We start from the raw sequence: 26453 nt of genomic DNA on the forward strand, positions 1-26453 counted from the left end.
CTTAGCCCGTTCGCCCTGACCCTGTCGAAGGGCAGTGGGTCGCATGCGCCCGCCTCGGATCGCGCCGGCGGCTTCGACAGGCTCAGCCCGCCCGGTGGACGCGGACGCCTGCGCCCCCGTCATTGCAGCTTCCACTGGAAGTTGATGTTGTTCCAGCCGCCCGACGGCGTCGAATAATATTCCGACGGCAGCTTGAGCGGCGCACAGCCCTTGAACGCGGCGATGCCGAGATCGACGACGCGCTGCTTGTAGCGCTCATTCTCATCGGTGACGCCCGACTGGCGGACCATGCGCGGCGTCGCGGCGAGCGTGCCGTCCTCGTTGAGCCGCAGGTTGAGCGTCGTCACGATCTCGTTCGCGCCCGGCCCCGGATTGACCTGGCGATCGGCGCACGGCTGGATCTGGCGCGCGATCGCCTGGACGATCGAGGCCATGGCGCGGCCGTCGATCTTGGCGGCGCGCGGCGCGGTCGATTTGCTCGGCGACGGATCGCTGCTCAGCCCGGCAAGGAAATCGTCGCCGAGTCGCGAACCGCGCGGCCTGGCGGCCTTGGACGATTCACTGCTGCCCGATCCCTTGGCGGCGGCGGGCTTGGCCGGCTTGGCGGCGCTGCTCGACGGCTTGGCGGCGGATTTGGCCGGCGCGGCGGGCGTCGCCCTGGCGGGCTTGGCCGGCGCGGGCTTGGCCGCCGGCTTGGCAGGCGCCTCGGCCGGCCGCGGCTTGAGCTTGGCCGGCACCGGCTTGGGGGCCGGCGCGGGCTTGGGCGCAGGCTTCGGCGGCGCCGGTTTGGCCGGAGCGGGTTTGGCGGGCGCCGGCTTGGGCGGCGTCGGCTTGGGCGGTGCCGGCTCGGGCTGCGGCGCGGGCGGTGCGGGTTCCGGCTCGGGCGCCGGTTCCTCGGCGGGAGCGGGCGGCGCGGCATCCTCGGGCGCGCCGGCGTCGGGCGCGACCGATTGCGCCGGCGGCGTCACCGCCTGCGGCGCGCTCGCCTCGAGCGCGACGTCGGGGACGAGGCTCACCTCCATCGGCGTCTGCTGGAGCTTTTCCGGATTGGGCGTGGCGAGGAAGCCGACCGACAGCAGGCCGAAGAGCACGACGTGCCCGACGACCGCTATCCCCAGCCCGATCCGCTCCGCCCGATCCATCAGCGCGCGCTTCCGCCTTCGACGGTGAGCAGCGAGACGCGGTTGAGCCCGGCGCGGTTGAGTTCGCCCATCACCCGCATCACCCGCCCGTAATCGAGCGCGCGGTCGGCGCGCAGGAACACCTGCGGCGGCTGTCCGCCCGCCTGCACCGCGGCGATCTGTTCGAGCCGCTGCGGCAGCGCCGTCTCGCCGATCTCCTCGTCGTCGAGGTACAGCTTGCCCGCCGCGTCGAGCGACAATTGCACCGGCTTCTGGTCCTGGTCGAGCGCCTTGGCGCGGCTGTCGGGCAGATTGACCGGCACGCCCGCGGTGAGCAGCGGCGCGGTGACCATGAAGATGATCAGCAGCACCAGCATCACGTCGACCAGCGGCGTGACGTTGATGTCCGCCACCGGCGCGCGTCGGCCGCGACCGCGGTTGGAGGGCAGGTTCATGCTCATCGCCGGCTTACCGCCCCGAATCGAGCTGACGCGACAGCGTCGTGTGGAAACCGTCGGCGAAGCGATTAAGCGCCGCCTCGATCCGGTTCACGCCATGGCTGAAGCGATTGTAGGCGATCACCGCGGGGATCGCCGCGAACAGGCCGATCGCGGTCGCGAACAGCGCCTCGGCAATCCCCGGCGCGACCACCGCGAGCGAGGAATTCTGCGCCTGGGCGATGCCGGTGAAGCTGCGCATGATCCCCCAGACGGTGCCGAACAGCCCGACGAACGGCGCGACCGAGCCGATCGTCGCGAGGATGTTGAGCCGGTCGGAAATCGTGTCGATCTCCAGCGCCGCCGCCGCGCCCATCGCGGTGGCGAGCCGCTCGCGCGTGCCGCTTTTGTCGATCGCGCCGCCCGCGGTCGACCGGCGCCATTCCTTCACCCCGGCGACGAAGACCCGCGCCGAGGGCAGATCCTTGTCCGCCTCCGCCTTGTAGAAGGCGTCGATATCCTCGGCCTTCCAGAAGTCGCGCTCGAACCCCGTCATGCCCTTGCGGATGCGGCCGAGCCGCCGCCAGAAGGCGATGATCAGCGCCCAGGTCCAGATGCTGGCGAACAGCAGCCCCGCCATCACGACCTTCACCACCAGATCGGCCTGGAGGAAGAGCGCGACGGGCGACAGCGTCGCCGCATCCATGTTGAACACCGGATTCATGAGTTGGTCCCCTGCCAGATCAGGCGTTGGTAGATATCCGTCCAGGCGGCCGGCTGACGCGTCGGCCGCCCCGACGGCGCGACCAGCGCCACCGTGACCTCGGCCTCCGCCAGCACATGCGAACCGCGCCTGACTGTGTGATGAATGACGGTGCTGGCCGCGCGCACCCGCATCACCCGGCTGACGACGATCAGGGCATCGTCGAGTCGCGCCGGCGCGCGATAGCGGATGGCGAGATCGGCGACCGCATAGGCGCCGCCGCCCGATTCGTGCGTCGCGCGCTGGTCGATCCCGGCGAGCCGCAGCATGTCGGAGCGGGCACGCTCCATGTAGCGCAGATAATTGGCATGATAGACGACGCCCGACAGATCGGTGTCCTCGAAATAGACGCGCACGGCGAACCGGTGCTCGCGCCCCGCGAACCGTCCTGCCTGCGGCTGGTCCTCGTCCGTCATCGCGGCCGGCGTTAACCGAACCTTGCCGCCGGGGAAACCCTATTGACGGATGTAACGCATGGGTTACATGTCACCTGTAGGTTACAGGAGGGCGTGATGGACACGATCGAATTGGCGGAACGCACCAGCCGCGCCTGGGCGCTGATGCTGTACCTGATGGGAGCGATGCTGTTGCTCTCCGAACTTTGCGGCATGATCCTGCTGCGCCGCGACTTCGTCGACGGGTTCTGGCTGGGCGTCGCGCTGGTCTGCGCGCTCACGCTGCTGCCGTGGCGGCGATGGCTGAAGCCGAACAGCGCGCTGAACAAGGTGCTGGAAGACGAAGTGGTGCGCGAACAACGGCGGATGAGCTGCACCGCTGGCTTCTGGGCCAGCCTTGTCGCCGCGCTCGTCACTGCCCCGTTTGCGCATGACGCGATGATCGGCGGCTATGACGTCGCCCGCATCGTCGCCACCGCGGGACTGTTCGCCGCGATGATCAGCTTCGCCACACTCGAGCTGCGCGCCGCCCGGTGAGCGAGCTGCGCAACAGCCTGAAGGAGGAACGCGAGCGGCTGGGCCTGACCCAGGCGGCGCTCGCCGAGCGCGTCGGGGTCAGCCGCAAGACGATCAACACCGTCGAGAACGGCGTCTTCATCCCCTCGACGTTGCTCGCGCTCAAGCTCGCCGCGGCGTTGCAGCGGCCGGTCGAATCGCTGTTCCGAATCAGTTCGTGACGGTCGCCGCGCTTTCGGCGAACACGCTCGGATCGAGCGTCAGCCGGGGGCGCGGCGGCGGCGCGGCGGCGGGCACCGCCTGGACCGCGAGCACGCGCGGCGCCGGCGCGACCGGGGCGAGCGCCATCCGCGTCTCGGCGGCGCGTTGCGCCCGCCAGGCGTCGTAGGCGGCGTAGAAATCGGTGAACGGCTTTTCGAGCACCGCCAGCCGGCCCGCGGCGAAGGCCGGCAGATCCGCCGGCGCGATCGTCGCACCATCGGCGAGCGTCGCCGCCGCGGCGTTGCAGAAGGCCTCGCGCGCCTGGCTCTGCGAGAAGAAATTGTAGAGCCGCGTCATCTCGTCGTCATAGCGATCCTGCCAGTCGCCGCCGCCCGCCTTATATTCGGCCGTCAGCCGCGCCTGCGCCGTACCCAACCCGTCCTTCTGCCGCGCGAGCAAGGCGTTATAGCCGGCGATGATCGCCGCCTCGTCCGGCCCGCGGCAGGCGAGCGCCGCGACGTTGAGCGCGGCGCGCAGATGCCACACGGTTCCGTCGGCGGAGAGGTTGCGATTGGGCGTCGCATACCGGCCATCCGCCATCAGCGCCGGGATCTGCATGCCGACATAGGCGCCCCTGGGCATCGCCAGCGGCGCCGGCGTCGGTGTCGCCACGGGCTGCGGCGGCGCCACCGCGACCCGCTTGGGCCGCACCGCACAGCCCGCGAGCAAGGCCAGTCCGATCCCGGTAAGCGCTATGATCTGCCGCATCGCCTCGATTCCTTCCAGCCCCCCGGCCGGTCGGAATGTGCGCCCGCAATGGTTAACGGCTGGTAAGCATCCTTGCCGCGACGGGAAGGAATTATGCCGCGCGCTTGTCCAGTGCGTGCGCCGCCTCGTCGATCAGCGCGGCGATGATCTCGGCGATCGGCTCTTCCTTGGTGACCATGCCGACTGACTGGCCGGCCATCACGCTGCCATGTTCGACGTCGCCGTCGATCACCGCGCGGCGCAAGGCACCCGCCCAATAATGTTCGATCTGCAACTGCGCCTCGGTCATCGCGACGCGACCCTCGTCGAGCGACAGCGCCACCTCGCGCTGCTTGGCGGTGAACAGCTCGCCGCCCGCGTTCTTGAGCGCACGCACCGGGATCACCGGCAGCCGCGGATCGAGCTGGACGCTCGCCACCGCGTCGCGCGCGCTGGCGCGGATGAACGCCTGCTTGAACTTCGGATGCGCGATCGATTCGGTCGCGCAGACGAAGCGCGTGCCGAGCTGCACCCCCGCCGCGCCCATGTCGAGATAGCCCGCGATCGCCTCGCCGCGCCCGATCCCGCCGGCGACGAACACCGGCACCTGGTCGGCGATCTCGGGCAGCATCTCCTGCGCGAGCACGCTGGTCGAGACCGGGCCGATATGGCCGCCCGCCTCCATCCCCTCGATCACCAGCGCGTCGACGCCCGAGCGGATCAGCTTCTTGGCCAGCGCCAGCGTCGGCGCGAAGCAGATCACCTTGGCACCGCCCGCCTTGATCGCCTCGAGCGAGCCCTTGGGCGGCAAACCGCCGGCGAGCACGACATGGCCGACGCCGTGGCGCGCGCACACCGCGATCAGCTCGGTCAGCGCCGGGTGCATGGTGATGAGATTGACGCCGAACGGCTTGTCGGTCAGCGCCTTGGTCCCGGCGATCTCGGCATCGAGCAGCTCGGGCGTCATCGCGCCGCAGGCGATCACGCCGAAGCCGCCGGCGTTGGACATCGCCGCGACGAGATGGCGCTCGCTCACCCACGACATCGCGCCGGCCATGATCGCCACCTCGCTGCCGAGGAAGGCGGCACCGCGCGCCATGCGGCGGGTCAGCCGCTCCTGTCCGACGCTCACGCCGCGGCGTCCGCGGCGTCGAGGCCGTAGGCGGTGTGCAGCATGCGGACGGCGAGTTCGGTCTCGTCCTCGTGGATCAGCACGCTGACCTTGATCTCGCTGGTCGAGATCGCCTGGATGTTGATGCCGCGCTTGCCGAGCGTGGTGAACATCGTGCTGGCGACGCCCGCATGGCTGCGCATGCCGACGCCGACCACCGAGACCTTGGCGACGCGCGTGTCGTGGACCAGCTCGGCGAAGCCGATAGACTCGCGCGCCTGGTTGAGCGCCTCAAGGCTGCGCGCGAGGTCGGCGGACGGCACGGTGAAGGTGACGTCGGTCGAGCCATGGTTGTGCGCGATATTCTGGATGATCATGTCGACGTTGATGTTCGCCGCGGCGAGCGGTTCGAAGATCGCCGACACCGCACCTGGCTGATCGGGAACGCTGGTCAGCGTGATCTTCGCCTCGTTCTTGTCATGCGCGATACCGGTGATGAGCTGTCGTTCCACGTCGCCATTCTCCTGCTGGCCTGCCTCCTCCTCGCCCACGATCATCGTGCCGGGCAGCGTATCCGCCATCGGTGCATCCGGCCCGGTGAAGGACGAGAGCACCTGGACGCGGACCTGTTCCTTCATCGCCAGGCCGACCGACCGGGTCTGCAGCACCTTGGCGCCGACGCTGGCGAGTTCCAGCATCTCTTCATAGGTCACCTTGTTGAGCTTGCGCGCGCGCGGCACGATGCGCGGATCGGTGGTGTAGACGCCGTCGACGTCGGTGTAGATGTCGCAGCGATCCGCCTTGATCGCCGCCGCTACCGCCACCGCCGACGTGTCCGATCCGCCGCGGCCGAGCGTGGTGACGCGGCCGTCCTCCGCCAGCCCCTGGAAGCCGGGGATCACCGCGACCTCGCCCGCCGCCATGCTCGCGGCGAGCGCGTCGACCGCGATCTCGCCGATCCGCGCCTTGGCATGCGCCGCGTCGGTCTGGATCGGCAATTGCCAGCCGAGCCACGAGCGCGCCGGCACGCCCGCCGCCTGCAGGGCGATCGCGAGCAGGCCGCTGGTGATCTGCTCGCCCGCGGCGACGACGACGTCATATTCGCGCGGATCGTAGAGCGACGAGGCCTCGCGGCAGAAGCCGACCAGCCGGTCGGTCTCGCCCGCCATCGCCGAGACGACCACCGCGACCTGATTGCCGGCATCGACCTCGCGTTTGACGCGCGCCGCCACGCTCCGGATGCGCTCGATCCCGGCCATCGACGTGCCGCCGAACTTCATCACGATCCGTGCCATGCCGCGTCGCCAAACTCCTTGGGGTAAAGGGGCCGCACTGATAGGTAGCGGTCATGATGATGGCAAGCAGCACGATCGATCCGCGCGAGGCGAAGCATTTCGGCGCGATGGCGAAGGACTGGTGGGACCCGAAGGGCTCGTCGGCGATGCTGCACAAGCTCAACCCCGTCCGGCTCGGCTATATTCGCGCGGCGATCGACCGGCATTGGGACGGCGACGACACCAGCTTCACCCCCCTCGCCGGCCGCCGCGCGCTCGATGTCGGCTGCGGCGCCGGGCTGCTCTGCGAACCGCTCGCCCGGCTCGGCGCGGCGGTGACGGGGATCGATGCGGCGGCGGAGAATATCGCCGTCGCCACAGCGCATGCCGCCGAGGCGGGGCTGACGATCGACTATCGCGCGGTCGGGGTCGAGACAATGACCGGGACGTTCGACCTCGTCACCAGCCTCGAGGTGATCGAACATGTCGCCGATCCGGCCGGCTTCGTCCGCGGCCTTGCCGAGACGCTCGCCGACGGCGGCCTGCTGGTTCTGTCGACCCCCAATCGCACGCCGCTGTCGCGCCTCGCGCTGATCACGCTGGCCGAGGGCACCGGCCGCATCCCGCGCGGCACGCACGATTGGGACAAGTTCCTCACCCCCGACGAGCTCACCGACCTGCTCCGCCGCGCCGGCCTGACCGTCACCGACGTGCGCGGCCTCGGCTTCTCGCCCGCGACCGGCTTCACGCTGAGCGATTCGACGCAGCTCGATTATTTCGTGACCGCGAAGCGGGGATAGGGCGGGGACCGGCGCGATCCGCGCCTGCCGCCATTTCCCGAATTGGCACGCCGCGCACCCGTCGCTACCGCGGGTCGCCATGTCCCCCCTCGCCAATCCGCGGCTGCGCCTGCCGATCCTCGTCCTCGTCGCGATCGCGGCGCGGGCGCTGACCTTCGGCAACCCGGTCGTCCATGTCGACGAGGAATTCTATTTCGTCACCGCGCAGCGGATGTGGCAGGGCGCGCTGCCCTTCGTCGATATCTGGGACCGCAAGCCGGTCGGGCTGTTCCTGCTCTACGCGCTTCCCGCGAGACTCGGCGTGCCGGCGGGGATCTGGGCCTATCAGCTGCTCGCGCTGGTCAGTGCGATCGTCACCGCCTGGGGCATCGCCAAATTGACCGAGCGGCTCGGCTTCGCGGCCGGCGCGACCGCGGGCGGCATCGCCTATCTGCTGTGGCTCGACCTGCTCGGCGGTCAGGGCGGTCAGGCGCCGGTCTTCTACAATCTGCTGATGCTCGCGGCGGCGGCGCTGGTGCTGCGGCCGCGGCGCGCGACGCACGGCATCGTCGCGATGACTTTGGTCGGCATCGCATTGCAGATCAAATATTCGGTGGTGTTCGAAGGCATCACCTTCGGCCTCTGGCTGCTCGCCGATACGTGGCGTCGCCAGCGCCGGCCGCTGCGCCTGATCGCCTATGCCGCCGCGCTGGTCGTCGCGGCGCTGCTCCCCACCGTGCTCGCGGCCACATATTATGCCGCGGTCGGGCAATGGGACGCGTTCGCCTACGCCAATTTCCTGTCGATCCTGCACCGCAACCCCGATCCGCTCACCGATCTCGCGAGCAATCTCGGCCAGCTCGTGCTGATCGTCTCGCCGCCGGTCGCGCTCGCCATCGTCGCGCTGCTGCGCGGCGGCGCGTCGCGGCCGCGGACCTTCGTCGCGCTCTGGCTGGCGGGCGCGATCCTCGGCGTCGCGATCTTCCGGCCGTGGTTCGATCATTATGCGCTGCCGATCCTGCTCCCCGCCTGCGCCGCGGCGGCGGGGATGCTGGGGCGGCCCGGGTGGCAGCGCTGGCGTACCCCGGCGCTGCTGCTCACCGCCGCGTTCGCCGGGCAGATCGTGTTGATCGTCCAGCGTATCGGCCGCGGTGATGGCAAGCAGCTCGACGCGGTCGCGCACGCCATCGGTCGCGGGCCGGGCTGCCTCTACGTCTATTCGGGCAGCGACATGCTCTACAGCGCGACCGGCCGCTGTCTGATGTCGCGCTACCTCGTCCCCTCACACCTGATCCGCGCGCGCGAGGCGGGCGCGACCGGCGTCGATCAGGACACCGAGATCCGCCGCATCCTCGCCGCGCGGCCGGCGGTGGTGGTGGTCCGCCCCTTCTACAGCGGCGAGCGCCCGGCCGCGCATGCGCTGGTCGCCGCCGCAGTGGCGCGCAATTATCGGCTGACCGCGTCGCTGCCGATGGGCAACGAGATCATCCGCGTCTATCATCGCGCGCGATGAAACGCCTGTTCGCCTCGATCCACGACGTCTCGCCCCGGTTCGAGGGGCAGGTCGACCAGCTGCTCGATCATCTCGCCCCGCATGTCGGGCGGCGGCTGGCGATGCTCGTCGTGCCCGATCATTGGTCGAGCGCGCCGATCACCCCCGCCTATGCGACGCGGCTGCGCGGCTGGGCGGACGGGGGCGTCGAGATGTTCGTCCATGGCTGGACGCATCGCGACGACAGCGCCCACAGCGGCACGGCCGCCGCGCTCAAGGCCAGGCACATGACGGCGGGCGAAGGCGAGTTCCTCGGCCTCAGCCATGCCGAGGCGCTGGCGCGGATGCGGCGCGGCAAGGCGCTGGTCGAGGATATCACCGGCCGCGCCGCGACCGGCTTCATCGCGCCGGCGTGGCTCTATTCGGAGGGCGCGCGCGCGGCGCTCGCCGATGCCGGCTTCGCGCTCGCCGAGGACCATGCGCGCGTCTGGCGACCCGGTGGCGCGGTGGTCGCGCGCGGGCCGGTGATCACCTGGGCGAGCCGCACGCGGATGCGCCAGTTGAGTTCGCTCGCCGCCGCCGGCGCGCTGCGCCACGCGCTCCAGCCGACGCGCAACGTGCGGATCGCGGTCCATCCCGGCGACACGACGGTGCCGGCGCTGCTCACCAGCATCACCGCCACCTTCGCCGCCTTCCGCCGCCATCGCCCCGCGGCTTATGCGGAGCTGCTCGGCTGATCTTTGCGGCGGTTGGCGCAGAGGCACAAAGGACGCGCAGAGAACCCGCCGCGCCAGCGGCTCCCATCATCGCGCGGCAAGAGCTAGTCTGCGAACGCGGTCGCTCGCGAACCCCCTCCGCGTGAACCAGAGTTGATTGCCGCTCGCCCTCGCGTTGCGACCGCATCCGTACAGCGCCACCGGCGGGTAAGCCGAGGTTTCACGCGGAGGCGCGGAGAAGATGCGATCGCTGGAACGGCGGCGTGCCACTCGAACCTGTGATTGGCGGGCCGCGCTTGTCGCGAGCGAAGCCCTCTGCGTCCTCTGCGCCTCTGTGCGCGCCATTCACCGCCCGGCCAGAGGCCGGAATCTAGGCCCGCAACCGCCGCGCATCGCGCGCCGCGATCGCCGCGGCGTAATGCGCGACCAGATCGGCGGCATGTTCCTCGTCGTTGCGCACCCGCGTCGACGCCACCCGCGCGGCGCGGCGGACGAGCGCGCGGTCGCGCGCCAGCATCCGGCCGATCGCGTCGGCGCAGCTCTGCACGTCGCGCTGGGCATAGACTTCGGCGAACATCGGCTCGGCGATCTCGGCGGTGCCGCCGCCGTCCGGCACGATCAGCGGCGTGCCGCTCGCCAGCGCCTCGGCGGGGACGAGGCCGAACGTCTCGGTGCCGCAGCCGTGGATGTAGACATCGGCGCTCGCCATGATCGTCGCCAGCCGCCGCCGGTCATAGACGGGGCGGAACAGGCGGATATGCGGGCTCGCGCCGATATGCCGTTCGAGCGTCTTGGTATCCATGCCCTGGCCGAGGATCACCAGCCCGACCGGCGCCTGCGTCGCGACGCGATGCACCGCGTCGATCACCGTCGGCCAGCGCTTCTCGGGATGATGGCGGCCGACGCCGAGCAGCAGCGTCGCCTCGGGCGGCAGCCCGCATTGCCGCAGCAGTGCGGCGCGCAGCGTCTCGTCGCGCAGGTCGGGCGAGAAATGCGCCTGTTCGATGCCGAGCGGCATCGTCGCATCGACGCGGATGCCGCGTGCGGCGAGCTGCCGGGTCAGCGCCGGCCCGTTGGTCACCACCGTGTCGTAGCGGGCGAGGCAATGGTTGAGATAGCGATCGTACCAGGCGAAGGCACGCTCGATCCGCGGCTCGGAGGCGAGCGGCTTGAACCAGCGTTTCGGATAGGCCTCGAGATTGTCGTTGTGCATGAAATAGGAGCGCAGCGCCCGCCCCTGCCATTGCGCGACGATCCACGAGGATTTCCACGGCGAGCAATTCTCGACCACGTCGGGATCGAGCGCGTCGAGCCGCTGGTGGATCGGCGCGGCGTCCCAGAACAGCCCGTAATTGGCGTCGAACGGCATGCCCGGCGCCTTAATGTAATGGATCGCGCCGCCGCCGGGCCGTTCCTCGATCCGATCCTCGCGCCCCGGCGCGAGCACGATCAGCTCATGCCCCATGCCCGCCAGCACCTCGATCTTGCGATCGATATAGGTGCGCACCCCGCCGCCGGTCGGCGAGTAGATCTCGTTGACGTCGACGATCCGCATCAATCGTCCTTGGTCGGGGAGAAGCCGCCGAGGCCGTGCAGATATTGCATCCGGATCGTCCGGGTGACCGTACCCTCGCCGACGTCGACCAGCGCGCGCTCGACCTTGGGGCGGGACATGCCGATCTTGCCGGTACCGGGGAAGCCGGCGCCGTCGGCGAAGAAGTTGAACTTGTTCTTGTTATCCCGATCGTGCGTGACCAGCAGCGCATAGCGGCCGGGGCGCGGCACGCGGATGCACACCTGGATGCTGCCGGACTGCGGAATCGTCGTCCACACCCGGCGGAAGGTCTTGCCCGCCGCGATCAGCACCGAATCGTCAGCGAGAAAGTCGGTCTCGTTCGCCGGATAGAGTTCGAGCTTGATCCGCCCCTTTCGATCCTTGAGCCCGGCGATCTGCGCGAGGATCGCCGGCCCGCCGCCGAGCGAACAGGCCGCGGCATCGCTGCCCAGGATCTGTGCCTGCGCCGGCATCGCCGCCGCCATCGCCGCCACGGCGAGCGCCGCCCGGATCATTCGCGTGATCATGCCGGCTTCCGCGTCGCAAGATGGTGGATGCCGAAGCCGACGATGAGCAGCGCATGCACCAGCAGCACCGCCGCCGCGGTGAAGGCGATCAGCTCGGACAGCGCCTTGTCCTGGCCGATCATCAGAATCGCGAAATTGGCGAACAGCAGGTCCTTGTTGGGCAACAGCGGCAGGCGCGAGAACAGCATCCGCCCCGCCGACAGGAACAGCCAGGTGCCGATCGCCACGCTCGGCATCGCCAGCGCCCAGGCGAGCGCAAGGAAGAACCCGCCGAGGATCAGCCGCAGGCAGTGGATGCCGAAGATCGCCCACAGCTCGCCGCGCGACAGCGAGAACACCTTGCGCGAGAAGATCAGGAACGGCAGCGACGTGCCGAAGATCACCACCAGCGATCCGTAGACGTAGCGCATCATCTCGGGCGGGATGAGGTTGCGCCCGACCGGTAGCGCCACCGCGATCATCGCCAGCGTCACCGCATTGCCGGCGATCGCCGACAGGATCGACACGTCCTTGACCGCGCCGAACGGCGCCGCGACGGCCTGCGCCCGGCTGCGCGCCCAGGCGTAGAAATAGGCCTCGCCCGAATAGCCCATGACGACGTCGTTCGCGATCCGCTTCTTGATCAAGGCGACCAGCCCGCCGAGCGGGATGCGCCACAGGCGGCGGAAGATCCAGTAATCGGCCAGCGGCGGCACGAAATACAGCGCAGCAAAAGCCACGTAGAACAACGGGTTGCGCGGCGTCACACGGTTCAGCCCGGCGAGCCCCGAGCCGAGCAGCTCGTGCGCCAGTCCGGCGAGCATCGCCAGAGTCACCAACCCGCCGATGATCGCAGGCCACCGGCTTTTGATGGTTTTCAAGGGTTGAAGTCCCGCGATGTCGGGGGAGGGCGGCACGATCTCGACGAGACTGCGGCCGGCGGTGTGATCGATCTGCACCCGTTGATCCGAACGATGACGATGGGATCATTTAGCGTTAGTGCGCCAATGTTGCACATGAATTTCGCTTCACTGTCCCGTCACTCTGGCCGGCGGCGGCCATGACCGGGCCGGAGCAGGTGACGGACCGGAGCGGATCCGCTTCGATGAGGCGCCGATGGCGATCGAACAGGGTTGTGCCGACCGCCGATGCGCCGGACGCCGGCGCGCCCGCGCTAGAGCGCCGGGTAGCGCAACCGCCCGACGAAGCGCGACAGGCTCGGCCGATGCTCATAGCGCTTGCCGAACGCCGCCTTGGCCTTTTCGAAGCGCATGATCCCGTCGATGCGGCGGGCGAGGAAGGCGCGCGTCTCGGCATAGCCCTCGCTCTCGTCGTCGAGGAAGACGGTGATCGTCGCGGCATAGACGCCGAGCAGGATCGTGCGCTTGGTGTAATGATTATAGTCGGTCGCGGTATCGCCGGCCAACCGCCACATCAGGTCGACGCTGCGCCAGCCGAGCCGCGCCGCCTGCGCCACGTTCTGCGGCAGCGCGAGGATCGCGCGCGCCCGGCGCAGCGATTCACGATCGGGCGCGACGATCGCGAGCCGCGCCTCGACCAGAGCGGAGATGCGCGCGCGAATCTTCATCGCCGCGAGCGTTTCGGACGGCAGCCGTTCTGCCATCCGCCGGTCGATCGCCGCGAACCAGGCATCGATCATCGCCACCGCGCCGTCGGCGAAGGCGAGCCGCGCGACGTCGCGATCGATCCCCGCCGCCTCCGCCGCCATGTCGCGCGCGGCGTCGCCCCAGCCGTCGAACGCGGCATTGGCGGCGATGCCCTCGGCGAGCGCGTCGCGGATCTCATCGAGCGTCAGGTCCTGCGTCATGCCTCTACCTCCTGCTGCGCCTCCTGCGCCGCCGCGCGCGCCGGTGCAACCTCCGCGCGCCGCACCAGCACCAGCGCGAGCGCCACCAACGCGACGCCCAGCCAATCCGGTCCCTGCAACCGCTCGCCATAGACGATCCAGCCAACCGCGCCGGCGACCACCGGCTGGATCAGCAAGGCGATGCCGATCACCAGCGGCGACAGCCGGCCGAGCGCGTAGATCATGCACCCCTGACCGATCACCTGGCTGACCAAGGCCAGACCGAGCAGCGGCGTCCATTGCTGCGGCAGGATCGCCTCTCCCAACAGCCCGGCGAACAGCAGCAGCGGCAGCGCCGTCGCGGCGCTGGCCAGCGCCAGCGTCGGCAGCGGGCGCAACGCGCGGCGGACGCGCGCCATCATCACGATATAGACGGTGTAGAGGATGCCGGCGAGGATGCAGAGCAGGTCGCCCGCGAGATTGCGCGAATCGAGCTGGTACGATCGTCCCATCAGCAGCGCCGCGCCGAGAGCTGCGAGCAGCAGCGCGATCCCCTGCGTCCGCGTCGGCCAGATCCGCGCGACGAGGAATCCGTAGAGCGGATAGATCAGGATCGCCGAATTGCCGAACAGCGTCGCATTGGCCATCGTCGTGCGGACGATGCCGAGGTGCCAGCTGGCGAGATCGGCGGCGAAGGCGATGCCGCCGGCGACGATCAACACCCAGAGCAGCGGCCCGATCCGCCCCGGCCGCGCGCCGCCGCCGAGCGCGAGCGCGGCGAGGATCGGCACCGCGAGCGTGATCCGCCAGAAACCGGCCGCGACCGGGCCGACGTCGGCGAGCCGCACGAACCACGGGCCGAAGGCGAGCGCGACATTGGCGACGACCAGCGCGACGAAGGCGGTTCCCTGATCCTGCGTTGGCGGCACGACAGATTTTCTTGGCGACGGCGGCCGATGCATGCCGCGCTGTAGCGCCCTATCTTGAGCGCGTCAGGTCCTTTGGAGCATCTATGCCAAGTCTCTTCGATCCCATCCAACTCGGCGATATCCCCGCCGCCAATCGCATCCTGATGGCGCCGCTGACCCGCGGCCGCGCCACCGACGATCACGTACCGACCGATCTGATGATCGACTATTACCGCCAGCGTGCCGGCGCCGGGCTGATCATCAGCGAGGGCACCGGCGTCAGCCGCCAGGGGCTCGGCTGGCCCAATGCGCCGGGGCTGTGGACCGAACCGCAGGTCGAGGCGTGGAAGCCGGTGACCGACGCGGTCCATGCCGCGGGCGGGCGGATCGTCGCGCAGATCTGGCATATGGGCCGGCTGTCGCGGCCGGAGGTGATCGGCATGACGCCGCTGTCCTCGTCGGCGACGCGCGCGCCCTATCACAAGGAGGACAATCCCTATGTCGAGGCGCAGGCGGCAACGCTCGACGATATCGCCCGCGCGCAGGACGATTATGCGACCGCGGCGCGCAACGCGATCCGCGCCGGCTTCGACGGCGTGCAGATCCACGGCGCCAATGGCTATCTGATCGACCAGTTCCTGCGCGACAACACCAACCTGCGCGACGACGACTATGGCGGCAGCCCGGAAAACCGCATCCGCTTCATGCGCGAGACGGTGGCGCGCGTCGCCGATGCGATCGGCGCGGGGCGGACGGCGATCCGCCTGTCGCCCAATGGCGAGACGCAGGGCGCCGACGACAGCGATCCGGCGAGCGTCTTCGTGCCCGCCGCGGCGGCGCTCGACGCGCTCGGCATCGCCTTCCTTGAGCTGCGCGAACAGGCGCCCGACGGCACCTTCGGCCGGACCGACGTGCCCAAGCTCAGCCCGCAGATCCGCGAGGTGTTCAAGCGGCCGCTGATCCTCAACCAGGATTATTCCGCCGAGGCGGCGGCGGCGGATGTCGAATCGGGCCGCGCCGACGGCATCGCCTTCGGCCGCAAGTTCATCGCCAATCCCGATCTGGTCGAGCGTCTGCGCCGGGGTGCGCCGCTCGCCGAGGACAATCCGGCGACGTGGTACACCAAGGGGCCGGAGGGTTATACCGACTATCCGGCGCTCGAGGCGGAGGCCGCCTGAGCCGGTCGGCCTCGCCGCGGCGCAGGGCCAAATAAAAAGCCCCGGGGGAGACCCCGGGGCTTTTTTCGTCAGTCGATCTTCGGCAGCGTTTCGAACTGGTGATAGGGCGGCGGCGAGGACAGCGTCCATTCCAGCGTCGTCGCGCCCTCGCCCCACGGATTGTCGGGCGCCTTCGGGCCGGCGATCAGCGAGTAGATGACGTTGACGAAGAAGATCACCATGCCCGCGGCCATGATCTCATAGCCGTGGCTCGCCAGCGCGTTCCAGTGCGCATAGGCGTCCGGATAGTCCGGATAGCGCCGCGGCATGCCCTGCAGCCCGAGGAAGTGCATCGGGAAGAACAGCAGGTTCACACCGACGAAGAACACCCAGAAATGCAGCTGGCCGAGCAGCTCGTTGTACATCTTCCCGAACATCTTCGGGAACCAGTAATAGAAGCCAGCGAACAGGCCGAACACCGCGCCGAGGCTGAGCACGTAGTGGAAGTGCGCGACGACGTAATAGGTGTCCTGCATGTAATCGTCGATGCCGCCGTTGGCGAGCACGACGCCGGTGACGCCGCCGACCGTGAACATGAAGATGAAGCCGATCGCCCAGACCATCGGCGTCTTGAAGCTCAGTGAGCCGCCCCACATGGTGGCGATCCAGCTGAAGATCTTGATGCCGGTCGGCACCGCGATGACCATCGTCGCGGCGGTGAAGTACATCTTCACGTTCACCGACAGGCCGGTGACGAACATGTGGTGCGCCCAGACGACGAAGCCGACCACGCCGATCGCGACCATGGCATAGGCCATGCCGAGATAGCCGAAGACGGGCTTGCGGCTGAACGTCGCGATGATCTGGCTGACGATGCCGAAGCCCGGCAGGATCATGATGTACACTTCGGGGTGACCGAAGAACCAGAACAGATGCTGGTAGAGGATCGGATCGCCGCCGCCGGCCGGATCGAAGAAGGTCGTGCCGAAGTTGCGGTCGGTGAGCAGCATGGTGATCGCCGCGGCGAGCACCGGCAGCGCGAGCAGCAGCAGGAAGGCGGTGACCAGCACCGACCAGACGAACAGCGGCATCTTGTGCAGCGTCATGCCCGGCGCGCGCATGTTGAAGATGGTGGTGATGAAGTTGATCGCACCGAGGATCGACGAGGCACCGGCGAGATGGAGCGCGAGGATCGCCATGTCGACGCTCGGCCCCGGCTCGCCATAGGTGGAGAGCGGCGCGTAGACCGTCCAGCCGGTACCGGCGCCGCCGAAGAAGGGCGAGGCGAGCAGCAGCGTGAACGCCGGGATGAGCAGCCAGAAGCTGACGTTGTTCATCCGCGGGAAGGCCATGTCGGGCGCGCCGATCATGATCGGCACGAACCAGTTGCCGAAGCCGCCGATCATCGCCGGCATGACCATGAAGAAGACCATGATCAGGCCGTGCGCGGTGATCAGCACGTTCCACAGGTGGAGCGCATGGTCGAGCCCGCCGTCGCCGCCGGGCAGCCAGTTCGCCCAGCCGACCAGATACTGGATGCCCGGCTGCGCGAGCTCGGCGCGCATCAGGCCCGAGATCGCGCCGCCGATGATCCCCGCGATGATCGCGAAGATCAGGTACAGCGTCCCGATGTCCTTGTGGTTGGTCGACATGAACCAGCGCGCGAAGAAGCCCGGCTTATGGTCCGCATCGCTATGGGCATGATCGCCGTGCGCGACGAAGGCATGGGGGTGGAGGGCGGTATCGGTCATCTTACTGTCCCGCGTTGCCGGTGGCCGGATTGCCGGTTGCACCCTGCGAAGAGGAAGGAGCGGCGGTCGTCACATTCTCGACCGGGCCGGTGGCGGCGTCGGCGGCATTGCCCTCCGCCTGCTTGGCGGCGGAGCCTTCGGCGCCCGGCTGCGGGATCACCTTGTCGGACGGCTTGCCCGGGGTCGGCATCGTGCCGCCCTTGGCGCGCACCCAGGCGGCGAATTGCGCCGGCGGCACCGCTTCCACCGCGATCGGCATGAAGGCATGGCGCGCGCCGCACAATTCGGAACACTGGCCGAAGTAGAGGCCCGGCTTTTCGATCGTGAAGCTCGTCTCGTTGAGCCGGCCCGGCACCGCGTCGAGCTTGATCCAGAAAGCGGGCATCGCCCAGCTGTGGATCACGTCCTGCGAGGTGGTGATCAACCGGATCGGCACGCCGACCGGCAGCACGACGCGATTGTCGGCGGCGAGCAGGCGCGGGCCGTCGGCATCGGTGCGGAACCGCTCACCCTTGGCGACCTGATCCTTTTCCTTGAGCATGTTGGCGGTGATCTCGAAACCGCCGTTGTCGGGATATTGATAGGACCAATACCATTGGTTGCCGATCGCCTTCAGCGTCACCGCGCCCGCCGGGGCGGGCTTGAACTGCGCCTGGAGCAGTCCGATCGACGGCACCGCGATCAGCACCAGGATGAGCACCGGCGCCAGCGTCCAGATGATCTCGATCGCGGTATTGTGACTGGTCTTCGACGGCACCGGATTGGCCGCCCGGCGGAAGCGGAAGACGACCCAGAGCAGCAGCAGCAGCACCAGCACGCAGATCGCGACGATCAGCGGCACCAGGATCGAATCGTGGAACCAGTGGGCGAACCGGCCATTGTTGGTCACCTGCGGCTGCAGGCCGTAGCGGCCGGCGACGGGATGGCCGATGCCGGCCTCCGCGGTCATCGCCGGCGCACCGTCCATCGCCAGCAACGGCGAGGTCGGCGCGGCCGGCGCGGTGGCACTGGCGGTGGTCGGCGCGATGTTGGATACGCCGGCCGGCGCGGCGGCGCCCTGCGGCGTGGGAGCGGCGGCGATCGGCGCGGCCGCGGCGAGCGCGAGCCCGGCAGCCAGTGCGATCCCATGTAAGCGTCTGCGCATGTGTGTCGTCACCCCGTCCAGATCCCCTCGCCGCCCGGCCAGAGGGCCGATGTCAGGCGTAAGGTACGCCCCTTTTGCCACGACCTATACGCGGGGGGTGGCCCGGCCTCAAGCGCCCATCTTTATCGTCCCCGCCCGCTTGGCGGCGGCGCGGCGACTTTCTATGAGCGGCGGCATCCGATCACATCCCGGGACCGCCGATGACCGACGACGACGTGCTGGCCGAATTCCGCGCCGCCGATGCGCTGCTCGAGGGGCATTTCATTCTCTCGTCGGGACTGCACAGCTCGCGCTACCTGCAATGCGCGCGCGTGCTGATGGACCCGCGCCGCGGCGCGCGGCTTGCCGAGGCGCTCGCGGCGCGCATTCCCGACTCGATCCGCACACGGATTGCGGCGGTGGTGTCGCCGGCGATGGGCGGGGTGATCGCCGGCCATGAGATGGCGCGCGCGCTCGGTGTCGAGGCGATGTTCGTCGAACGTCCGACCGGCACGTTCGAGCTGCGCCGCGGCTTCCGCCTCGCCGCAGGACAGGAGGTGCTGATGATGGAGGACGTCGTCACCACCGGCCTCTCCTCGCGCGAGGCGATCGGCGCGATCGCGGCGGCGGGCGGCACGGTGATCGCCGGCGCGGCGCTGGTCGACCGGTCGAACGGCAGCGTCGATCTTGGCGTGCCGTTCTTTCCGCTGATCCGGCTCGACGTCCCGACCTATGCCGCCGACGCACTGCCGCCCGAGCTCGCCGCCGTCCCGGCGAGCAAGCCGGGGAGCCGCGCGGCGTGAGCGCGCCGCTGCGCCTCGGCGTCAACATCGATCACGTCGCGACGGTGCGCAACGCGCGCGGCGCGGGCTATCCCGATCCGGTGCGTGCCGGGCTGCTCGCCGCCGAGGCGGGGGCGGACGGCATCACCGCGCATCTGCGCGAGGATCGCCGCCACATCACCGACGACGATATCGCGCGGCTGTCGGCGGCGCTGACCATCCCGCTCAACTTCGAAATGGCGGCGACCGACGAGATGCTGCAGATCGCGCTGCGCCATCGCCCGCATGCCGCCTGCATCGTCCCGGAAAAGCGCGAGGAGCTGACCACCGAGGGCGGACTCGACGCGGCAGGCCAGCACAACCGGCTCGCGCCGCTGGTCGGCGAACTCGGCGCGGCGCGGATCCGCGTCTCGCTGTTCATCGAACCCGATCCGCGCCAGATCGAGGCGGCGATCCGGCTCGGCGCGCCGGTGGTCGAACTCCACACCGGCCGCTACGCCGAACTCGATGGCGAGGCGCGCACCGCCGAGCTGCGCCGGCTGTCCGACGCCGCGGCACTGGCGGCGAAGAACGGCATCGAGGTCCATGCCGGCCACGGCCTCACCTTCGACAATGTCGGGCCGATCGCCGCCATCCCGCAGGTGCGCGAGCTCAACATCGGCCACTTCCTCGTCGGCGAGGCCCTGTTCGTCGGCCTCGACGCGGCGGTCCGGCGGATGCGCGAGGAAATGGACGCGGCGCGAGGGTGACGACGGACTGACGTTTAGCGCTGCTCGGTATTCCCCCCGTATCCGCACCGGGCAAAGTCCTCGCCCTTCCTCCGCGTGTTCGGTCGTCTTGCGGAGATGCACCAGCAGAGGCGAGGCGTAGCGTGCGGGCACGAAGAGGGTTCACGCGGAGGCGCGGAGGCGCGGAGGAAGAAGCTGGGCCGGTTTGCCGGAAAGGCTGCGCGTCACCGGTGCTGGCGGAGGTAGCCCCTGATATAGGCGTCGACGGCGCGCAGGTCGTCGGCGGTCCAGCGATGCGGCGGGATGTGGACGTTGTTCTCACGCAGCACCCGCGGGATCAGGTCGCCATTCGGGCGCAGCACGACCGAGGCGACGATGACGCCGGGATAGGTGGCCAGCCGCCGCCGGAAGGGCGGCGCGGTCAGGTCGATGGTCGGCGGGTTGCTCTTGTGCGCGAGCGGGCCGGTGCCGCGCAGGTCGGCACCGTGGCAGATGGCGCAACGCTGTTCGTACAGCTGCCGCCCGACATCGCCCGTCCCGGCCAGCACCGGCGTCGGCATCAGCAGCGCGATACAGGCCGACAGCCACCCCGCCCGCATCCTTGAGCCCCCCCCTGCCGCGATCCTTCACCCTTATAGCGGCAAGCGGCGGCGAATAACGCGGATGCGCTGCTTTCCCTGCCGACCCCCGCCGCGTAAGAGAGCAACATGATGCGCGCACCGTTCCGCCCGGCCCCATCGTCCCGCCGCTCGGGCGGCGCGGCATGATCGTCGGCCTCGGCTCCGACCTGTGCAACATCGAGCGGATCGCGGCATCGCTCGACCGGTTCGGCGAGCGGTTCGAGGCGCGGGTGTTCACCGACGCCGAACGCGCGCGCGCGGCGCGGCGGCCGTTCACCAAGGCGGGCACGCTCGCCAAGCGCTTCGCCGCCAAGGAGGCGTTTTCCAAGGCGGTCGGCACCGGGTTCAAGGCGGGCGTGTTCATGAAGGACATCGGCGTCGTCAATGCCGCTTCGGGCGCGCCGACGCTGGCGCTGACCGGCGGCGCGAAGGAACGGCTTGACGCGATGATCCCCGAAGGCCACGTCGCACGCCTACATGTGACCCTGACCGACGATCATCCATGGGCGCAAGCCTTTGTGATCATCGAGGCAATTGCGAACCCCAAGCCATGAAGGAAGCGGTGTTGGACGGCAGCAAGTCCACCGAGGCGGCCCCGATCGCGCCGGCTACGCCCGCGCCGGCAGCGCCGACGACGAAGAAGACGGACTGGTGGGGGGAGATCAAGGGCATCTTCTGGCTGATCCTGATCGTCCTCGGCTTCCACAGCTTCATCGCCAAGCCCTTCTATATCCCCTCCGAATCGATGCTGCCGGGCCTGCGCATCGGCGACCGGCTGGTGGTGTCGAAATTCGCCTATGGCTGGTCGTTCGTCTCGCCGACGATCCCCAATCCGGTGGCGATCTTCAAGGGCGTGGTGCTGCGCCAGCCCGAGGAGAGCTGGAGCGTCGGCCTGCCCTTCATCCACGGCCGCCTGTTCGGCAGCCTGCCGACGCGCGGCGACGTGGTGATCGTGACGCCGCCGGGAACGCGCAACGACTATATCAAGCGCGTCATCGGCCTGCCGGGCGATACGCTCGCGGTGCGCGGCGGCGTCGTCATCCTCAACGGCAAGCCGATCGCACGCGGGCCGATGCATTACGTCGACCTGCCGGTGGACACCAACAGCCCGTGCAGCGACCGCGACTATTACGGCGCGCGCCGGCCGGCGCCGGGCGGCGGCTATGTCTGCCATCTGCCGATCGTCACCGAGACGCTACCTAACGGTCGCCATTACGACACCGTCGACCTCGAGCCCGACAGCCCGGGCGACAATTATCCGCAGGTGACGATCCCCGCCAACCACGTCTTCCTGATGGGCGACAATCGCGATCGCTCGGCGGACAGCCGCTTCCCGCTCGCGCAGCTCGGGCTCGGCGGGCCGGTGCCCTATGAGAATCTCGGCGGGCGCGCCGAATTCCTGACCTTCAGCCTCGATGGCGATGCGACACTCAACCCGCTGACCTGGTGGGGATCGCTCCGCGCCGATCGCGCCGGCCTGTCGCTCCACCCGGCAAGCGGACAGTAAGATGAGCGGGACGCCGCGTGCGCCGAGCCCGGCCGAACTGCGTGACCCGTTCGTCCGCCGCGAACTGACCCGGGCCGCGGTGTGGCTCGGCCTCGCCGGCGCGATCGCGCTGGTGGTGCTGCTCGTCCAGCCGCTGCTGATCATCTTCGCCGGGCTGGTCTTCGCCGCGCTGCTCGACGGCGGGGTGCGGCTGCTCGGGCGGGTGCTGCCGATCGGACGCGGCTGGCGGCTGCTGATCGTCGTGCTGCTGACGGTCGTCTTCCTGCTCGGCACCTTCTATCTGACCGGCGTCCAGGTCGCCGAGCAGTTCGCGCAATTGCGATCGACGCTCGAATCGCAGGCGGGCAAGCTCGCCGGCTGGCTCGGCCGGCAGGGCCTGATGCCCGGTGCGTCCGACGTCAGCGGCATCGCGCGCCAGGCGCTGGGATCGGTCGGGCGGATCACCGCCTGGGTCGGGACGGCGTTCGGCGCGCTGACGACGATGTTCATGATCCTCGTCATCGGCCTGTTCGTCGCGATCGATCCCGGCACCTACCGGCGCGGGATGGAATGGCTGGTGCCGCGCCGCCACCGTGCGGAATTCGCGACGGTGACGGGGCGGATGGGGCAGACGTTGCGCCGGCTGCTCGCCGGGCGGCTGCTCGGCATGGTCGCGGAGGGCGTGCTGACCGGCATCGCGCTCCGCATCGGCGGCGTGCCGATGGCGATGATCCTCGGCATCCTCACCGGGCTGCTTGCATTCATCCCCAATATCGGCGCGTTCATCAGCGGCGCATTGATGATCGCGGTCGGGTTCTCGGCGGGGACCGAGGTCGGCTATTGGGCGATCGGCACCTATGTCATCGTGCAGGGATTCGACGGCTATGTGCTGCTGCCGATCGTCGCCAAGAAGACGGTCGACCTGCCGCCGGCGCTGACGCTCGGCGCGCAGATCCTGGCGAGCGCATTGTTCGGCATCCTCGGGCTGGCACTCGCCGATCCGATGACCGCGATGATCAAGAGCGCACTCGAACGCAGCAGCGAGCGCGAGGGCGAGCGCGACGGATCAGGCGAGCCGGTCGAACAGCGCTAGATAGCGTGCGGCCGAGTCGGCGCCCGGCTGCGGCACCGGCGCCGGGCGAGGCGCATCGAGCCAATGGTTGAGCGCGGCGGCAAAGCCCGCCGCATCGTCGCAGGCGACGACGCTGCCGAGCCGCGCGTCGCCGACGATCTCGCGCACCGACGGGCTCGACGCGGTCGCGACGACCGGCGTGCCGACCGACAGCGCCTCGCGCAGCACGCCGGGCACGCCCTCGTAATCGGACGGCAGCGCGAGCAGCGCCGCCTGCGCCATCGCCACCAGCGGATCGGCGACATGGCCGGGCAGGCGTACGCGATCGCCAAGCCCGGCGGCGGCGATCTGCCGTTCGAGCGCGTCGCGCATATCGCCCTCGCCGAGGATCACCACCGTGACGTCGGCCGGCAGCGCCGGCACCGCGGCGATCAGCCGGTCCCAGCGCTTCTGTGCGACCAGCCGCCCGACGCCGAGCACGATCCGCCCCGCCGGCAGCGCGATCCCCGGCGCGCCGGGCGCGGGCGGGGCGGGCGGATTGGGGATGACGCTGGTGCGTCGCTCCATCCGCATCGCCCGCGCCGCGACCGCCGCGGTGGCCGGCGTCATCGCGACGAGATGATCGAGGAAGCGGCCATGCTGCGCGAGCCACAGCCGATGCCCGGCATCCATCACCCGGCCGTGATCGGCGCGATCGATCGCATTCGACAATTTGGCGACGATCGGCGGGCAATCCGCACCGAGCCGCCAGCGCAGCCACGCGGCGACCAGCGTATAATGGTTGCCGGCACAGAAGATCACGTCGGGCCGCAGCCGCCGGGTGATCGCGGCGAGGCGATATTGGGCGAGATAGTTGCGCTGGCCGAGCGACTCGACGTCGATCCCCGCCGGCACCTCCGCGGCGAGCGGTCCGCGCGCGTCGCCGACCACGAGCGTCACCCGCCGCCCCGCCGCCAGCCATGCGCCTGCGAGGCGGAGCTGCGCCCGCTCGACGCCACCGCCAGCCAGGTCCTGAGCAAAGGTAAGGATATGATCGGCCGGCATTTGCGGCAACCGCCCTGCCATAGACCCGCTGCGGGTGGAAGGCCGGCGATAGGGCGGCGGCGAATCGCGCCGCGATCGGAGCCGGCAGAAAAAGCCGCTGGCTTCGACTGCCCTTCCCGCTCACGCCTCTATAAAAGATTAATCGTCCACCGGACGCTTTCCATCGGTCGAATCCGGCCACCGCCACTTTACTCTCCCCTGGGTAAATGATAATCACTTGCATCATGGATATGTCGCGCACCGTCGTTCCTGCCCTCGACCTCGTCTCCCTGCCGCGCCGTCAGCGCGCGACGGTCGCGGCGATCGACTGGACCCGTCTCGCGCTGCCCGAAGCGCGACGGTTGCGCGAACTCGGCTTCGATGAGGGCGTGCCGGTCGAGGTGCTGCATCGCGCCTCGCTGGGCAGCGGGCCGATCGCCTGCCGGATCGGCCGGATGACCGTGGCGCTGCGTCGCGCGGTCGCCGGCGCGGTGCACGTGGCGCCAGCCACCGCCGACTAATCGTGCATGCAGCCCCGCTGGTCGCGCTGGTCGGCAATCCCAATGCCGGCAAGAGCGCGCTGTTCAACGCGCTGACCGGCGCGCGGCAGAAGGTCGGCAATTATCCCGGCGTTACCGTTGAACGCCATTCGGGCCGCTGGGTGCTCGATGACGGACGGCCGGTCGAGCTGATCGACCTGCCCGGCGCCTACAGCCTTGAACCGTCCAGCCCCGACGAGCGCGTCACCCGCGACGTCGTCACCGGCGCGAGCACGCTCGAACGGCGACCGGACGCGCTGGTCGTGGTGGTCGATGCCGCCAATCTCGACAATCATCTGCGCTTCACGCTCCAGCTGATCGCACTCGGCCTGCCGGTGGTGGTGGCGCTCAACATGGTCGACCTCGCCGAGCGCGACGGGCTGACTCTGGATGCCGCCGTGCTCGCCCGTGAACTCGGCGTGCCGGTGGTGCCGACCGTCGCGGTCCGGCGGCGCGGGCTCGACGATCTGCGCGCGATGGTGGCGGACGCGATCGGCAGCGCCGCGCGTCCGGCGGCGGCGGGCGCGGGAACGCAGGACGATATCGTCGCGCTGCAACGCCGCGCGCGCCAGATCGCCGCCGCCGCCACCGTATCAGAAACCGCGGCGCGGCGCTGGGCGAACTGGCTCGACGCGGTCGCGCTGCACCCGATCGCCGGACCGCTGCTGCTCGTCTCGATCCTGTTCGTCATGTTCCAGGCGGTGTTCACCTGGGCGGCGGTGCCGGCCGATGCGATCGACGCCGGCTTCGCCGCCTTGCAGGGCGCGATCAAGGCGGCGATGCCCGACAGCTTCCTGCGCTCGCTGCTCACCGACGGGTTGATCGCCGGGGTCGGCGCGGTGATCGTCTTCCTGCCGCAGATCCTGATCCTGTTCCTGTTCATCCTGATCCTCGAATCCTCCGGCTATATGGTGCGCGCGGCGTTCCTGATGGACCGGCTGATGGCGACGGTCGGCCTGTCGGGCCGCGCCTTCATCCCGCTGCTGTCGAGCTTCGCCTGCGCGGTGCCGGGGATCATGGCGACGCGGGTGATCGAGGACGAGAAGGACCGGCTGACGACGATCCTGATCGCGCCGCTGATGACGTGCAGCGCGCGCTGGCCGGTCTATACCCTCATCATCGGCGCGATGATCCCCAACACGCCGCTGCTGCCCTTCGTGCGGTTGCAGGGCGTGGTGATGTTCGGGCTGCTCGTCATCGGCATCGCCGGGGCCTATGTCGCGGCGCTGGTGCTGCGGCGCACCGTCACCAAGGGCGCCTCGTCGGGCTTCATGATGGAGATGCCGAAATATCAGGTGCCGCTGCTGCGCGACGTGCTGCTCGGCCTGTGGCAGCGCGCAGTGATCTTCCTCAAGCGCGCCGGCACGATCATCGCCGCGACGACGGTGGTGCTGTGGCTGCTGCTCAGCTTCCCCAAGCCGCCCGAGGGCAGCGGGATCAGCCCGGTCGACTATTCGGTCGGCGGGCGCATCGGCCACGGCATTGAATATGTCGTCAAGCCGATCGGCTTCAACCGCGACATCGCGCTGGCGCTGCTGCCGGCGATGGCGGCGCGCGAGGTCGCGGTGTCGGCGATCGGCACCGTCTATGCGATCGACGACAAGGACGGCGGCACCGACCGTATCACCGACCAGATCCGCGGCCGCTGGACGCTGCCGACCGCGCTCGCCTTTCTGATGTGGTTCGTCTTCGCACCGCAGTGCATCTCGACGATCGCGGTGACCCGGCGCGAGACCAACGGCTGGAAATGGCCGCTGTTCATGGTTGGCTATTTGTTCGCCGCCGCCTACATCATGGCCGGGATCACATATTGGCTGGCGGTGTTCGCCGGCCTGTAGGCATTT

General features: G+C 69.5%; 29 protein-coding genes. 13 read left to right on the forward strand and 16 right to left on the reverse strand.

What is annotated here, in order from left to right; all coding sequences use genetic code 11:
• Positions 1-119 precede the first annotated feature (119 nt).
• From tolA to V8201_RS12655, 4 genes are read right to left on the reverse strand one after another with little or no spacing between them, the layout of a single operon-like run.
• Positions 120-1142, reverse strand: coding sequence for a cell envelope integrity protein TolA (gene tolA / locus V8201_RS12640; RefSeq protein WP_336545531.1), 1023 nt, complete (start codon positions 1140-1142; stop codon positions 120-122).
• Positions 1142-1582 (reverse strand): protein TolR, encoded by a 441-nt coding sequence (gene tolR, locus V8201_RS12645; protein ID WP_271299760.1) that lies wholly within the window; start codon positions 1580-1582, stop codon positions 1142-1144. The genes tolA and tolR overlap by 1 nt, the downstream gene beginning before the upstream one ends.
• A gap of 7 nt (positions 1583-1589) precedes the next feature.
• Complete coding sequence (tolQ, locus tag V8201_RS12650) at positions 1590-2282, reverse strand: protein TolQ (protein ID WP_037536101.1); 693 nt, start codon at positions 2280-2282, stop codon at positions 1590-1592.
• A complete protein-coding gene (locus V8201_RS12655; RefSeq protein WP_037536099.1) occupies positions 2279-2737 on the reverse strand; it encodes a YbgC/FadM family acyl-CoA thioesterase in 459 nt (152 codons plus the stop codon). Before V8201_RS12655 ends, tolQ begins: the two co-directional genes overlap by 4 nt.
• Before the next feature lie 96 nt (positions 2738-2833).
• Here V8201_RS12655 and V8201_RS12660 point away from each other — a divergent pair, with 96 nt between their 5' ends.
• Together V8201_RS12660 and V8201_RS12665 are read left to right on the forward strand one after the other, a co-directional pair.
• Positions 2834-3253 carry a hypothetical protein gene (locus V8201_RS12660; RefSeq protein ID WP_336545532.1) on the forward strand — a complete coding sequence of 140 codons (420 nt, stop codon included), beginning with the start codon at positions 2834-2836 and terminating at the stop codon, positions 3251-3253.
• A complete protein-coding gene (locus tag V8201_RS12665) occupies positions 3250-3453 on the forward strand; it encodes a helix-turn-helix transcriptional regulator (RefSeq protein ID WP_037536096.1) in 204 nt (67 codons plus the stop codon). Before V8201_RS12660 ends, V8201_RS12665 begins: the two co-directional genes overlap by 4 nt.
• On the opposite strand, the gene V8201_RS12670 is transcribed toward V8201_RS12665, so the two are convergent.
• The 3 genes from V8201_RS12670 to V8201_RS12680 form a co-directional block, all read right to left on the reverse strand.
• Entirely contained in the window at positions 3443-4201 is a 759-nt protein-coding gene (locus V8201_RS12670; RefSeq protein ID WP_037536095.1) for a hypothetical protein, read from the reverse strand. The two genes, V8201_RS12665 and V8201_RS12670, sit on opposite strands and share 11 nt — an antisense overlap.
• 91 nt (positions 4202-4292) lie before the next feature.
• Positions 4293-5279, reverse strand: coding sequence for an NAD(P)H-dependent flavin oxidoreductase (locus tag V8201_RS12675; protein ID WP_271300804.1), 987 nt, complete (start codon positions 5277-5279; stop codon positions 4293-4295).
• A 29-nt stretch (positions 5280-5308) separates the two neighbouring features.
• Positions 5309-6586, reverse strand: coding sequence for an aspartate kinase (locus V8201_RS12680; protein WP_037536091.1), 1278 nt, complete (start codon positions 6584-6586; stop codon positions 5309-5311).
• Positions 6587-6639: 53 nt separating this feature from the next.
• Here V8201_RS12680 and ubiG point away from each other — a divergent pair, with 53 nt between their 5' ends.
• The 3 genes from ubiG (at position 6640) to V8201_RS12695 (ending at position 9573) form a co-directional block, all read left to right on the forward strand.
• Positions 6640-7365 carry a bifunctional 2-polyprenyl-6-hydroxyphenol methylase/3-demethylubiquinol 3-O-methyltransferase UbiG gene (ubiG, locus tag V8201_RS12685; RefSeq protein WP_081793176.1) on the forward strand — a complete coding sequence of 242 codons (726 nt, stop codon included), beginning with the start codon at positions 6640-6642 and terminating at the stop codon, positions 7363-7365.
• 79 nt (positions 7366-7444) lie between these two features.
• Positions 7445-8857, forward strand: a complete 1413-nt coding sequence (locus V8201_RS12690) for a glycosyltransferase family protein (protein WP_336545533.1) — start codon at positions 7445-7447, stop codon at positions 8855-8857.
• Positions 8854-9573, forward strand: a complete 720-nt coding sequence (locus V8201_RS12695) for a DUF2334 domain-containing protein (protein WP_336545534.1) — start codon at positions 8854-8856, stop codon at positions 9571-9573. Before V8201_RS12690 ends, V8201_RS12695 begins: the two co-directional genes overlap by 4 nt.
• A 349-nt stretch (positions 9574-9922) precedes the next feature.
• Here the strand turns inward: V8201_RS12695 and V8201_RS12700 are convergent, their stop codons facing one another.
• From V8201_RS12700 to V8201_RS12720, 5 genes are all read right to left on the reverse strand, one after another.
• Complete coding sequence (locus V8201_RS12700) at positions 9923-11107, reverse strand: glycosyltransferase (RefSeq protein ID WP_271299764.1); 1185 nt, start codon at positions 11105-11107, stop codon at positions 9923-9925.
• On the reverse strand, positions 11107-11634 hold the full coding sequence (locus V8201_RS12705) for a DUF2141 domain-containing protein (RefSeq protein WP_271299765.1): 528 nt from the start codon (positions 11632-11634) through the stop codon (positions 11107-11109). The genes V8201_RS12700 and V8201_RS12705 overlap by 1 nt, the downstream gene beginning before the upstream one ends.
• Positions 11631-12449, reverse strand: a complete 819-nt coding sequence (locus V8201_RS12710) for a hypothetical protein (RefSeq protein WP_271299766.1) — start codon at positions 12447-12449, stop codon at positions 11631-11633. The genes V8201_RS12705 and V8201_RS12710 overlap by 4 nt, the downstream gene beginning before the upstream one ends.
• 338 nt (positions 12450-12787) lie before the next feature.
• Entirely contained in the window at positions 12788-13441 is a 654-nt protein-coding gene (locus V8201_RS12715; protein ID WP_336545535.1) for a COQ9 family protein, read from the reverse strand.
• Positions 13438-14382 (reverse strand): DMT family transporter, encoded by a 945-nt coding sequence (locus V8201_RS12720; protein WP_051583653.1) that lies wholly within the window; start codon positions 14380-14382, stop codon positions 13438-13440. Before V8201_RS12720 ends, V8201_RS12715 begins: the two co-directional genes overlap by 4 nt.
• A gap of 50 nt (positions 14383-14432) precedes the next feature.
• Between V8201_RS12720 and V8201_RS12725 the strand changes: the two genes are divergently transcribed.
• Positions 14433-15506, forward strand: a complete 1074-nt coding sequence (locus tag V8201_RS12725) for an alkene reductase (protein ID WP_336545536.1) — start codon at positions 14433-14435, stop codon at positions 15504-15506.
• A 68-nt stretch (positions 15507-15574) separates the two neighbouring features.
• Here the strand turns inward: V8201_RS12725 and ctaD are convergent, their stop codons facing one another.
• Both ctaD and coxB read right to left on the reverse strand, forming a co-directional pair.
• Complete coding sequence (gene ctaD / locus V8201_RS12730) at positions 15575-17236, reverse strand: cytochrome c oxidase subunit I (protein WP_336545537.1); 1662 nt, start codon at positions 17234-17236, stop codon at positions 15575-15577.
• Between the two features lies 1 nt (position 17237).
• Complete coding sequence (gene coxB / locus V8201_RS12735; RefSeq protein WP_037536076.1) at positions 17238-18380, reverse strand: cytochrome c oxidase subunit II; 1143 nt, start codon at positions 18378-18380, stop codon at positions 17238-17240.
• Positions 18381-18580: 200 nt separating this feature from the next.
• Here coxB and pyrE point away from each other — a divergent pair, with 200 nt between their 5' ends.
• Together pyrE and V8201_RS12745 are read left to right on the forward strand one after the other, a co-directional pair.
• Positions 18581-19162 carry an orotate phosphoribosyltransferase gene (pyrE, locus tag V8201_RS12740; RefSeq protein WP_336545538.1) on the forward strand — a complete coding sequence of 194 codons (582 nt, stop codon included), beginning with the start codon at positions 18581-18583 and terminating at the stop codon, positions 19160-19162.
• Entirely contained in the window at positions 19159-19890 is a 732-nt protein-coding gene (locus V8201_RS12745; protein ID WP_037536072.1) for a pyridoxine 5'-phosphate synthase, read from the forward strand. Before pyrE ends, V8201_RS12745 begins: the two co-directional genes overlap by 4 nt.
• 203 nt (positions 19891-20093) lie before the next feature.
• On the opposite strand, the gene V8201_RS12750 is transcribed toward V8201_RS12745, so the two are convergent.
• The gene (locus tag V8201_RS12750; RefSeq protein ID WP_336545539.1) at positions 20094-20468 is read right to left on the reverse strand and encodes a c-type cytochrome; all 375 of its coding nucleotides are present in this window, start codon (positions 20466-20468) and stop codon (positions 20094-20096) included.
• A 164-nt stretch (positions 20469-20632) separates the two neighbouring features.
• Here V8201_RS12750 and acpS point away from each other — a divergent pair, with 164 nt between their 5' ends.
• Genes acpS through V8201_RS12765 form a run of 3 tightly spaced genes read left to right on the forward strand, consistent with a single transcriptional unit; the run spans position 20633 to position 23068 of the window.
• Positions 20633-21043, forward strand: coding sequence for a holo-ACP synthase (gene acpS, locus V8201_RS12755; RefSeq protein ID WP_336545540.1), 411 nt, complete (start codon positions 20633-20635; stop codon positions 21041-21043).
• A complete protein-coding gene (gene lepB, locus V8201_RS12760; RefSeq protein WP_051583652.1) occupies positions 21040-21996 on the forward strand; it encodes a signal peptidase I in 957 nt (318 codons plus the stop codon). Before acpS ends, lepB begins: the two co-directional genes overlap by 4 nt.
• A gap of 1 nt (position 21997) precedes the next feature.
• Positions 21998-23068: an AI-2E family transporter gene (locus V8201_RS12765; RefSeq protein ID WP_336545541.1), complete on the forward strand. Its 1071-nt coding sequence runs from the start codon at positions 21998-22000 to the stop codon at positions 23066-23068.
• On the opposite strand, the gene V8201_RS12770 is transcribed toward V8201_RS12765, so the two are convergent.
• Positions 23042-24091 carry a glycosyltransferase gene (locus tag V8201_RS12770; protein WP_037536062.1) on the reverse strand — a complete coding sequence of 350 codons (1050 nt, stop codon included), beginning with the start codon at positions 24089-24091 and terminating at the stop codon, positions 23042-23044. The two genes, V8201_RS12765 and V8201_RS12770, sit on opposite strands and share 27 nt — an antisense overlap.
• 224 nt (positions 24092-24315) lie before the next feature.
• Between V8201_RS12770 and V8201_RS12775 the strand changes: the two genes are divergently transcribed.
• Together V8201_RS12775 and feoB are read left to right on the forward strand one after the other, a co-directional pair.
• Positions 24316-24591 carry a FeoA family protein gene (locus V8201_RS12775; RefSeq protein WP_037536060.1) on the forward strand — a complete coding sequence of 92 codons (276 nt, stop codon included), beginning with the start codon at positions 24316-24318 and terminating at the stop codon, positions 24589-24591.
• Positions 24592-24593: 2 nt separating this feature from the next.
• Entirely contained in the window at positions 24594-26447 is a 1854-nt protein-coding gene (gene feoB / locus V8201_RS12780) for a ferrous iron transporter B (RefSeq protein WP_271299771.1), read from the forward strand.
• Positions 26448-26453: the final 6 nt, after the last annotated feature.

Source organism: Sphingomonas kyungheensis, from assembly GCF_037120395.1.
GTDB classification, from domain to species: domain Bacteria; phylum Pseudomonadota; class Alphaproteobacteria; order Sphingomonadales; family Sphingomonadaceae; genus Sphingomonas; species Sphingomonas kyungheensis.

Bases quoted from the DNA above. Each gene is read 5' to 3' on its own strand.
- tolA (WP_336545531.1), bottom strand. From the start codon at position 1,142: ATGGATCGGGCGGAGCGGATCGGGCTGGGGATAGCGGTCGTCGGGCAC.
- tolR (WP_271299760.1), bottom strand. From the start codon at position 1,582: ATGAGCATGAACCTGCCCTCCAACCGCGGTCGCGGCCGACGCGCGCCG.
- tolQ (WP_037536101.1), bottom strand. From the start codon at position 2,282: ATGAATCCGGTGTTCAACATGGATGCGGCGACGCTGTCGCCCGTCGCG.
- V8201_RS12655 (WP_037536099.1), bottom strand. From the start codon at position 2,737: ATGACGGACGAGGACCAGCCGCAGGCAGGACGGTTCGCGGGGCGCGAG.
- V8201_RS12660 (WP_336545532.1), top strand. From the start codon at position 2,834: ATGGACACGATCGAATTGGCGGAACGCACCAGCCGCGCCTGGGCGCTG.
- V8201_RS12670 (WP_037536095.1), bottom strand. From the start codon at position 4,201: ATGCGGCAGATCATAGCGCTTACCGGGATCGGACTGGCCTTGCTCGCG.
- V8201_RS12675 (WP_271300804.1), bottom strand. From the start codon at position 5,279: ATGGCGCGCGGTGCCGCCTTCCTCGGCAGCGAGGTGGCGATCATGGCC.
- V8201_RS12680 (WP_037536091.1), bottom strand. From the start codon at position 6,586: ATGGCACGGATCGTGATGAAGTTCGGCGGCACGTCGATGGCCGGGATC.
- ubiG (WP_081793176.1), top strand. From the start codon at position 6,640: ATGATGATGGCAAGCAGCACGATCGATCCGCGCGAGGCGAAGCATTTC.
- V8201_RS12690 (WP_336545533.1), top strand. From the start codon at position 7,445: ATGTCCCCCCTCGCCAATCCGCGGCTGCGCCTGCCGATCCTCGTCCTC.
- V8201_RS12695 (WP_336545534.1), top strand. From the start codon at position 8,854: ATGAAACGCCTGTTCGCCTCGATCCACGACGTCTCGCCCCGGTTCGAG.
- V8201_RS12700 (WP_271299764.1), bottom strand. From the start codon at position 11,107: ATGCGGATCGTCGACGTCAACGAGATCTACTCGCCGACCGGCGGCGGG.
- V8201_RS12705 (WP_271299765.1), bottom strand. From the start codon at position 11,634: ATGATCACGCGAATGATCCGGGCGGCGCTCGCCGTGGCGGCGATGGCG.
- V8201_RS12715 (WP_336545535.1), bottom strand. From the start codon at position 13,441: ATGACGCAGGACCTGACGCTCGATGAGATCCGCGACGCGCTCGCCGAG.
- V8201_RS12720 (WP_051583653.1), bottom strand. From the start codon at position 14,382: ATGCATCGGCCGCCGTCGCCAAGAAAATCTGTCGTGCCGCCAACGCAG.
- V8201_RS12725 (WP_336545536.1), top strand. From the start codon at position 14,433: ATGCCAAGTCTCTTCGATCCCATCCAACTCGGCGATATCCCCGCCGCC.
- ctaD (WP_336545537.1), bottom strand. From the start codon at position 17,236: ATGACCGATACCGCCCTCCACCCCCATGCCTTCGTCGCGCACGGCGAT.
- coxB (WP_037536076.1), bottom strand. From the start codon at position 18,380: ATGCGCAGACGCTTACATGGGATCGCACTGGCTGCCGGGCTCGCGCTC.
- pyrE (WP_336545538.1), top strand. From the start codon at position 18,581: ATGACCGACGACGACGTGCTGGCCGAATTCCGCGCCGCCGATGCGCTG.
- V8201_RS12750 (WP_336545539.1), bottom strand. From the start codon at position 20,468: ATGCGGGCGGGGTGGCTGTCGGCCTGTATCGCGCTGCTGATGCCGACG.
- acpS (WP_336545540.1), top strand. From the start codon at position 20,633: ATGATCGTCGGCCTCGGCTCCGACCTGTGCAACATCGAGCGGATCGCG.
- lepB (WP_051583652.1), top strand. From the start codon at position 21,040: ATGAAGGAAGCGGTGTTGGACGGCAGCAAGTCCACCGAGGCGGCCCCG.
- V8201_RS12765 (WP_336545541.1), top strand. From the start codon at position 21,998: ATGAGCGGGACGCCGCGTGCGCCGAGCCCGGCCGAACTGCGTGACCCG.
- V8201_RS12770 (WP_037536062.1), bottom strand. From the start codon at position 24,091: ATGCCGGCCGATCATATCCTTACCTTTGCTCAGGACCTGGCTGGCGGT.
- V8201_RS12775 (WP_037536060.1), top strand. From the start codon at position 24,316: ATGGATATGTCGCGCACCGTCGTTCCTGCCCTCGACCTCGTCTCCCTG.